The 7077-nt window shown below is 68.7% G+C and carries 8 protein-coding genes and 1 pseudogene; 4 read left to right on the forward strand and 5 right to left on the reverse strand.

All coding sequences use genetic code 11. The features are described 5' to 3' along the window. Both FW784_RS11170 and FW784_RS11175 read left to right on the forward strand, forming a co-directional pair. On the forward strand, nt 1-706 hold a 706-nt coding region (locus FW784_RS11170), incomplete at its 5' end, for an alpha/beta hydrolase family protein (protein WP_149353421.1). Between the two features lie 66 nt (nt 707-772). After that, nucleotides 773-1561: a M15 family metallopeptidase gene (locus FW784_RS11175; protein WP_149353422.1), complete on the forward strand. Its 789-nt coding sequence runs from the start codon at nt 773-775 to the stop codon at nt 1559-1561. A gap of 72 nt (nt 1562-1633) precedes the next feature. Here the strand turns inward: FW784_RS11175 and FW784_RS11180 are convergent, their stop codons facing one another. The 5 genes from FW784_RS11180 to FW784_RS11200 form a co-directional block, all read right to left on the reverse strand. Next, the gene (locus tag FW784_RS11180; RefSeq protein WP_149353423.1) at nt 1634-2311 is read right to left on the reverse strand and encodes a DNA-3-methyladenine glycosylase family protein; all 678 of its coding nucleotides are present in this window, start codon (nt 2309-2311) and stop codon (nt 1634-1636) included. A gap of 2 nt (nt 2312-2313) precedes the next feature. Next, nucleotides 2314-2685 carry a DUF423 domain-containing protein gene (locus FW784_RS11185; RefSeq protein WP_187770784.1) on the reverse strand — a complete coding sequence of 124 codons (372 nt, stop codon included), beginning with the start codon at nt 2683-2685 and terminating at the stop codon, nt 2314-2316. Nucleotides 2686-2761: 76 nt separating this feature from the next. Continuing rightward, nucleotides 2762-3832 (reverse strand): polyketide cyclase, encoded by a 1071-nt coding sequence (locus FW784_RS11190; RefSeq protein WP_149353425.1) that lies wholly within the window; start codon nt 3830-3832, stop codon nt 2762-2764. Nucleotides 3833-4069: 237 nt separating this feature from the next. Continuing rightward, nucleotides 4070-4732 carry a response regulator gene (locus tag FW784_RS11195; RefSeq protein ID WP_149353426.1) on the reverse strand — a complete coding sequence of 221 codons (663 nt, stop codon included), beginning with the start codon at nt 4730-4732 and terminating at the stop codon, nt 4070-4072. Beyond that, nucleotides 4729-5934, reverse strand: a complete 1206-nt coding sequence (locus tag FW784_RS11200; RefSeq protein ID WP_149353427.1) for a sensor histidine kinase — start codon at nt 5932-5934, stop codon at nt 4729-4731. Before FW784_RS11200 ends, FW784_RS11195 begins: the two co-directional genes overlap by 4 nt. Nucleotides 5935-6070: 136 nt before the next feature. Here FW784_RS11200 and FW784_RS11205 point away from each other — a divergent pair, with 136 nt between their 5' ends. Beyond that, nucleotides 6071-6673, forward strand: coding sequence for a GNAT family N-acetyltransferase (locus FW784_RS11205; protein WP_149353428.1), 603 nt, complete (start codon nt 6071-6073; stop codon nt 6671-6673). Then, nucleotides 6670-7077, forward strand: a pseudogene (gene minC, locus FW784_RS11210) (septum site-determining protein MinC); the annotation flags it as partial. The gene FW784_RS11205 and the pseudogene minC, both read left to right, overlap by 4 nt.

The raw sequence follows: 7077 nt of genomic DNA on the forward strand, positions 1-7077 counted from the left end.
CGCGGTGCTGCGGTACGAGAAGCGCACGCACGCGCATCCCGGCGAGTTCGCCGGGCGTGACATCGACGTTGACCAGGAAACGACCAATGACGCCGTCGCCGCCGTCGACATGCTGCGTGCGCAGGCCGGCATCGACCCGGCGCGCGTCTTCGTGCTGGGCCACAGCCAGGGCGCAATGCTCGCGCCGCGCATCGCCACGCGATCGGGGCACGTCGCGGGCGTCGTGATGCTCGCCTCGCCCGCGCGTCGCCTCCTGGACCTGCTGCCCGAGCAGAGCCGTTATCTCGCCGGGCTCGACGGCGCGATCAGCGAGCAGGAAAAGAGCGCGCTCGCGAACCTCGACACGATGATCGCGGGAATCCGCGCGGGCCGACCGCTGGCGGCATCCGAAGCACCGCTCGGTTTGCCGGCGGCGTACTGGCGATCGATCGATTCGATCGATCCCGTGGCCGACGCGCGCGCACTCAAGCTGCCGCTTCTGCTGCTGCAGGGCGGCCGGGATTTCCAGGTGACGGGCGCCGACTGGACGCTGTGGCAGGCCGCGCTCGGCCACGATCCGCGCGCGACGCTGCGCTTCTATCCCGACGTCAACCACCTGGGCATCGCCGGCACCGGCGCGCCCACGTTGCAGGACTACCAGACCGCCGGCCATGTCGACGCGCGGATCATCGGCGACATCGCTGCGTGGATCGGCGAACGCAAGTGACGGGGCGTCCGAAGATGCCGCGTGATTCCGTCGCCAAGCCGCGCGCAGACCGTTAACCTGCGACGCATGCGCGGCCGACCGACTGTCCTGCTGAACACGCCCGAGATCGAACTCTGGCCGGCGCATCTGTTGCACGCGCGCTCGAACGCCGATGCCCGCCTGCTGTCGCGGGCGCGACACGTGCTGCGTCGCAAGTGCGACGGTCGTTTCCTCGCGGCGTCCACCGCCGACGGCGTGCAGCCGATGCTGCCCCGCTGGCATCGCGAACCCGGCATCCAGGATGCGTTGCGGAAGTTGTCGCATCCGGGAGGCGCGCACGTCGACGATCGCGACCTGCCGCTTGCGCGGATCGCGCAGCGTCTCCATGCGCTTGGGCTCGACGCCGATGCCTACGCCAGTCGCACGGGCCTGGCACTCGTCGCCGAGCCGGGCGCCCTCGCCTTCGCGGGCTTCGATCGCTATCGCCGGCCGCTGTGGCTGCGCGAGACTGCAGCACGGGACTGGCGCTGCATGCAGGACGCCGCGCGACGCGACGACATCATGCTGGAGGCGATCTCCGGATATCGCAGCCATGCCTACCAGCTCGGCATCTTCGAACGGAAGCGGGCGCGCGGACAGAGCGTGGCCGAGATCCTGACGGTGAACGCCGCGCCCGGCTACAGCGAGCACCATTCCGGGCGCGCGCTCGACATCGCCAGCCCGGGTGAGCCGCCGGCCGAGGAATCGTTCGAAGCCTCCCCCGCCTTCGCGTGGCTCCGCGACAACGCCGGCGCGTACGGCTTCGAAATGAGTTATCCGCGCGGCAACCCGCACGGGATCGTCTACGAGCCGTGGCACTGGTGCCATCGCGGCTGACGACGGGCCGGATCGAGGGTCGACAACAGGGTTCGCTGCTGCAGACGCGACGCGACTGCACCCGCCGCGCGATCAGCCCTGGGAACGCTTGACCGGCACGCGCGGCGCGGGTGCCGCGAAATCGGCAATTCGCCACAGATATAGACTGGCGTAGGTGCGAAAGGGCCCCCACACCTCGCCGCGTTCCGCGAGCGTCTTTGGCGTGGGCATCGACTCGAGGTCGTCGACGAGCTGTGCACCCTTGCGAATGCCGAGGTCATCGACCGGCAGCACATCTGGCCGGCCGAGGCGGAACATCAGCATCATCTCGACCGTCCACCGCCCGATGCCGCGGATCGGCACGAGCGCCGCGACGATCGCTGCTTCGTCCATCACCGACATCTGTCTCAGTGTCGGGATCTCGCCGAGCGACTCGCGCTGCGCCAGGTCGCGCAGTGCCAGCAGCTTGTTGCCGGATACACCGCATGCGCGCAGCGTGGGGTCGTCGCACCGGGCCAGCGTGTCGGCATGCAGGCGCGCGCTTCCGATCGCGGCTTCAACGCGCGCGACGATCGTCGCCGCGGCTTTTCCGGACAGCTGCTGATAGAGGATCGCGCGCGCCAGTGCATCGACAGGATCGAACGGCCGCCGCCATCGCGGCTCCGCGGCGATGGGTCCGATCCGGCGAATCCAGGCTGCGAGCGCGGGGTCGTGCCGACGCAGGTGGCGCGCCGCGGCGTCAACGTCGAACCCGCGCGACCAACGAGGCATCGTCAGCCGCGCGCCCGGTCGACGGCGACGAGCAGCCAACCCGTGATCAGTAGCAATCCGCCGGCGGGTGCGAGACGCGCAGCCATGCCGAAGGCGTGCGCCGCGACAAGGCTTCCGGAGAACAGGAGGATCCCGAGGACGAGTGCCACGCGCGCAAACATGCCGAGACGTCGCCCGTGCGGCACGTATCCGACCAGCAACGCTCCGTGCACCAGCGCCATCGCGGCGGCCGTGTAGAGCCAGCGCTGCGCGTCACCCGTGGCCACGTGCGCGGCGTAAGCCGCGAGCCCGACGCCCGATGCGCCCGAAAGCGCCCCGAGGGCGCCCGGCCAGCGCGCGCTGTCGCGGTCGGACGTGGCGCCGTGAAACTTCATTCGGGCGCGCGGCTTGAAACCGGGCCGCACAACGAAAAACGCGCCGCAAGCGGCGCGCCTTCGAAGTCGGTCGGGATTACTTGACCGCCCACTGGACCGTGAACTGGCCCTGGTCGGAGAAGCCCGCGTCGATGCCACCCGTCCAGATCTCGTACGGGCGGTCGACCGTGGCGTAACCATGCGTGAGCGACCAGGCGCGGATCGCGTCGCGCAGGTGCTGCAGGTTGCCCATGTCGCCCTTGAACGTGGTGCCGGCGACCTTTGACGCGTTGTTGTAGGCGACCTTCACCGGCGTGCCGCTGGTGTTGATGCCCTGGATGTTCTCGGATACGCCGCCCTTCTTCACCGGCACCGCGACGTCGAACGAATAGTTCGCCGCGCCCTGCTCGTTGGTGAGGATGCGCACCGGGCCCGCCTGCTCGAGGCCGTTCGACGCGATCACCTTGCGGATCCACTCGAGGTTCGAGTTCATCTGCGCCTTGATCTTGTCGCGGTCGATCGGCACCACGGCGCCGACGGTCAGCAGCGTCTCGGCCGGGCGCTGGCCCAGGGACGGCAGCGGGGCCTCGTATTCCTTCGGAAGCTGGCTGTAGTCGATGTTCGGCACGCCGGAAAGGGCGTTTGCAAGTCGGCCGAGGCCGAGCTTGATGTCCTCGCCCACGCTGTTGCTCACGTACAGGCCGGCGTAGCGCGCGATCGGGTTGAAGCCGTAGTCGACATCGTAGGTCTGCGTGACCTGCGTGTTGCGGCCGCGGTTACCGACCGCCTGCAGGGTGAACTCGCTGCGCTTGTTGCTGCCCGGCGTACCGGTTTCGATCGCGTAGAGCACGCGCTTGTTGGGCTCGCTCTCGGTGATCGTCCAGCTGCCATTGCCCACGCCGCGGACGCTGGACTGGTAAGCGATCTTCGCGCCGACGCCCTCGTCCTTGCCGGAAAGCTCGACCTTGGCGGCCGGGTCGTGGAGCAGGACCGGGTTCCAGTCAGTGAAACGACGGACGTTGTTGAGCATGTCGTAGGCGATCGCCACACGGCGGTTCGTCTGCACCGACTCGGAGAGGTGGCGGCTGCTGGGCAGGAACACGCCCACGATGACGAAAAGCGCGAACACGATCGCGATGGAAATCAGGATCTCGATCAAACGGGTCATTCAGAGGGTCTCCGGGGCCTGGCCCGCGCCGCCGTCGATGACCGGGCGCAGACCGACAATCCTAGCAAGACAGCGGCGCTGGCGTGAACGCCGGGGAGGTATTTATGCGAACGCGTCAGCAACGGCCGTGTTTCACGGGCGCAATCGCCCCCCGACGCCGTCGAAAGCCGCACCCCGTGCGCGCCCCCGGAAGACCCTTCTGGCGCCGATGCGGCTACCGGGCGCGGCGGCACTCCGTCAGACCAGCTGGAGTTCGAAGGCCTTCAGGACCGCGCGAGTGCGGTCGCGTACGCCCAGCTTCGACAGGATGTTGGAGACGTGGTTCTTGATCGTGCCTTCGGCCACCCCGAGCGAATTGGCGATTTCCTTGTTCGAGAACCCGCCCGCCATCAGCCGCAGGATTTCGGTTTCGCGCTCCGTCAGCGGGTCCGGGCGATCGAGGCTGACGAAGTCGTTGCGCATGTGCTCCAGCCCCGACAGCAGGCGCTGGGTCACGGCGGGTTGCACGAGCGAGCCGCCGCCGGCCACGGCCTGGATCGCGCCGACCAGTTGGTCGAGGGAGACGTCCTTCAACAGGTAGCCCTTGGCGCCGGCCTTGATGCCGGCCAGCACCAGCTGGTCGTCGTCGAAGGTGGTGAGGATGATCGTGGGCGGCAGCTGCCCCAGCCGCGCCAGCGTCTGAACGGCCTCCAGGCCGGACATGACGGGCATGCGCATGTCCATAAGTACGACGTCGGGCTTGATCTGCGGGATGGTCTCGATCGCCTCGCGGCCATCGGCGGCCTCGGCGACGACTTCGATCCCCGGGGCCAGCCCGAGCAGCGAACGCACGCCCTGGCGGACGAGGTTCTGGTCGTCGACGAGCATGACCCGGATGGGACGGTCGGTCGGCGCTGTCATGCGGGAACTCCTTCTCGTACGGCCGTGGCGGCCGCGATTGGCAGGACGAGCCGGAGCTGGAAGCCGTCACCGGGTCGCGTTTCGATATCGAGGCTGCCGCCGTACTGCGCGAGGCGCTCGCGCATGCCGCGCAGCCCGTTGCCGGCGACCAGCAGGTCGGCGCCGCGGCCGTCGTCCCGCGCCGTCATCACGATCGTCGCGTTCTCGCGGCGCGCGGTGAGCCACAGGTCGTTCGCGCCGGAATGGCGCACGGCGTTGGTGATGATCTCCTGCGTGCAGCGAAGCAGGACGTGGGCGCGCTCGGGATCGTCGAGCGTGAGAGGCGACTCGATGTCCATGTGGATGTCGAGCGATGGCACGTTTTCGGCCAGCGGTCGAAGCGCGACCGAGAGGTCCATCGCGCCACCGTCGCGCAACTGGCTCACGGCCTCGCGCACGTCCGTGAGCAGCAGCCGCGCGAGCGTATGCGCCTGCAGGACATGCTCTTTGGCGCGGCCTTCGGACAGGTGGCCGGCCACCTCGAGGTTCAGGCTCAGCGCGGTCAGGTGGTGGCCGAGCAGGTCGTGCAGCTCGCGCGAGATGCGGGTGCGTTCGTTGACGCGCGCGCTTTCCGCGAGCAGCAGCCGCGTCGCGCGCAGTTCGGCGTTGAGCCGGCGCTGCTCCTCGCGCGCGTCGGCCTGCTGGCGGGCGATCAGGCTGGTGGCGAACACGAACACCGAGAAGCCCGTGTACAGCAGCGACTGCATCAGCGCTTCGAACAAGGGGAAGTGGAAGCCGTAGACGAATACCGGCATCACCGCGAACTGGCTCACCACCAGCCACGCGATGCCGGCGCGTAGCGGGAGCAGCCAGGGCAGCAGGCAGGCCGCCGTCATCAGCAGCACGCTGCCCAGGCCACTGCGGTTGTAGTAGCTCACGCCGATGGCGCTGGCGGTCAGGAGAAGCAGGCCGACGACATCGACCGCGCGCGTCTTGCGCCGGCCCAGACCACGCGTCAGCCAGAAGTAGCTGACGCCGAAGAGCAGGTACACGCCCCAGCCGAGCATCGACATCGAACGGGGGCCGAGCGCCTCGTCCCCCGCGAGGTCGTCGGCCGGGACGTCCGGGCCGAACGACATGTAGAGCAGCGGAAGCCCGACCATCGCCCAGGTCGCGAGACCTGAGTAGCGAAGCAGACGGGTATGGTTCAGTTGGACGGGCATGACAGCATCGTACGCCCGGTTTCCAATGTGACCTCCGGCCGAAAGTCATGCCAAGCGGCGCTGGCCCCGCCGGTGGGCCGTGCGATAATCCGCCGCCGCGCCGAACTGGCCGGCTGCACTCCACGGAGCCGGAAGAATGTCGATCGTCGTCCGCGACGTGCACGAGCACGAGCTGGATTCCGTCCTAGCCCTCAACAACGCCGCCGGCCCCGCGATCCTTCCGCTGGATGCCAAGCGCCTTCAATACTTCTACGAGTGTGCCGAGTACTTCCGTGTCGCCGAGCGCGACGGGATGCTCACGGGTTTCCTCGTCGGCATGGGTGACGCCGCCGACCACGACAGCTCGAATTTCCGCTGGTTTCGCGAGCGGCATTCGGAGTTCTTCTATATCGACCGCATCGTCGTCGCCAGCCGGCGACGTGGCGGTGGCGTGGGCCGCGCGTTCTACGCCGATGCGCAGAGCTACGCCGAACTGCGCTACCCGCAGATGGCCTGCGAAGTGCTGCTGCAGGGCAGCATCGACCCGGTTCTTCTCTTCCACGGCACCTTTGGTTTCCACGAAGTCGGCCAACAGGTGATGGAAGAAACCGGGCTGCGCGCGTCGATGCTGATGAAACCGCTGTGCAGCTATCCGTGGATCAGCCAAACCTACGGCCGCGACCTCCCGGACGCTCCGTGGATACACACGCCCCGCACGCTGCGTCTCGACAGCGCGCGAAAGGCCGGAGGCCGCGCATGAGCGCCGCGATGGACTACGAGCCCGCGGGCGAACTGAAGATCGGCCAGGTCGGCATCGCCAACCTGCGCGTACGCACGCTGGACGTCGCCAAACTGGCCGACGAAATGCGCGACCGCGTCAAGCGCGCGCCGAACCTGTTCGCGCGTGCGGCGGTGGTGGTGGATTTCGGCGGGCTGACGCGCACGCCGGACGTCGAATCCGCGCGTGCGCTGGTCGATGCGCTGCGCGACGCCGGCGTCCTGCCCGTCGCGCTCGCCTACGGCACCACGGAAATCGAGCAACTTTCGCAGCAACTCGGGCTCCCACTGCTGTCGAAGTTCCGCGCCCAGTACGAACGCGCGGATGCCGGCGCGGTGGAGTCGCCCGCGGCCCGCCGCGAAGCCGCCCCGGAACCTGCACGCGCG

The sequence above is a fragment of the Cognatilysobacter lacus genome, assembly GCF_008274655.1.
In the GTDB taxonomy this organism is placed as follows: domain Bacteria; phylum Pseudomonadota; class Gammaproteobacteria; order Xanthomonadales; family Xanthomonadaceae; genus Cognatilysobacter; species Cognatilysobacter lacus.

Excerpts from the sequence above, each read along its gene's own strand:
- FW784_RS11205 (WP_149353428.1), top strand. The coding sequence starts at position 6,071 with ATGTCGATCGTCGTCCGCGACGTGCACGAGCACGAGCTGGATTCCGTC.
- FW784_RS11175 (WP_149353422.1), top strand. The coding sequence starts at position 773 with ATGCGCGGCCGACCGACTGTCCTGCTGAACACGCCCGAGATCGAACTC.
- FW784_RS11195 (WP_149353426.1), bottom strand. The coding sequence starts at position 4,732 with ATGACAGCGCCGACCGACCGTCCCATCCGGGTCATGCTCGTCGACGAC.
- FW784_RS11190 (WP_149353425.1), bottom strand. The coding sequence starts at position 3,832 with ATGACCCGTTTGATCGAGATCCTGATTTCCATCGCGATCGTGTTCGCG.
- FW784_RS11180 (WP_149353423.1), bottom strand. The coding sequence starts at position 2,311 with ATGCCTCGTTGGTCGCGCGGGTTCGACGTTGACGCCGCGGCGCGCCAC.
- FW784_RS11200 (WP_149353427.1), bottom strand. The coding sequence starts at position 5,934 with ATGCCCGTCCAACTGAACCATACCCGTCTGCTTCGCTACTCAGGTCTC.
- FW784_RS11185 (WP_187770784.1), bottom strand. The coding sequence starts at position 2,685 with ATGAAGTTTCACGGCGCCACGTCCGACCGCGACAGCGCGCGCTGGCCG.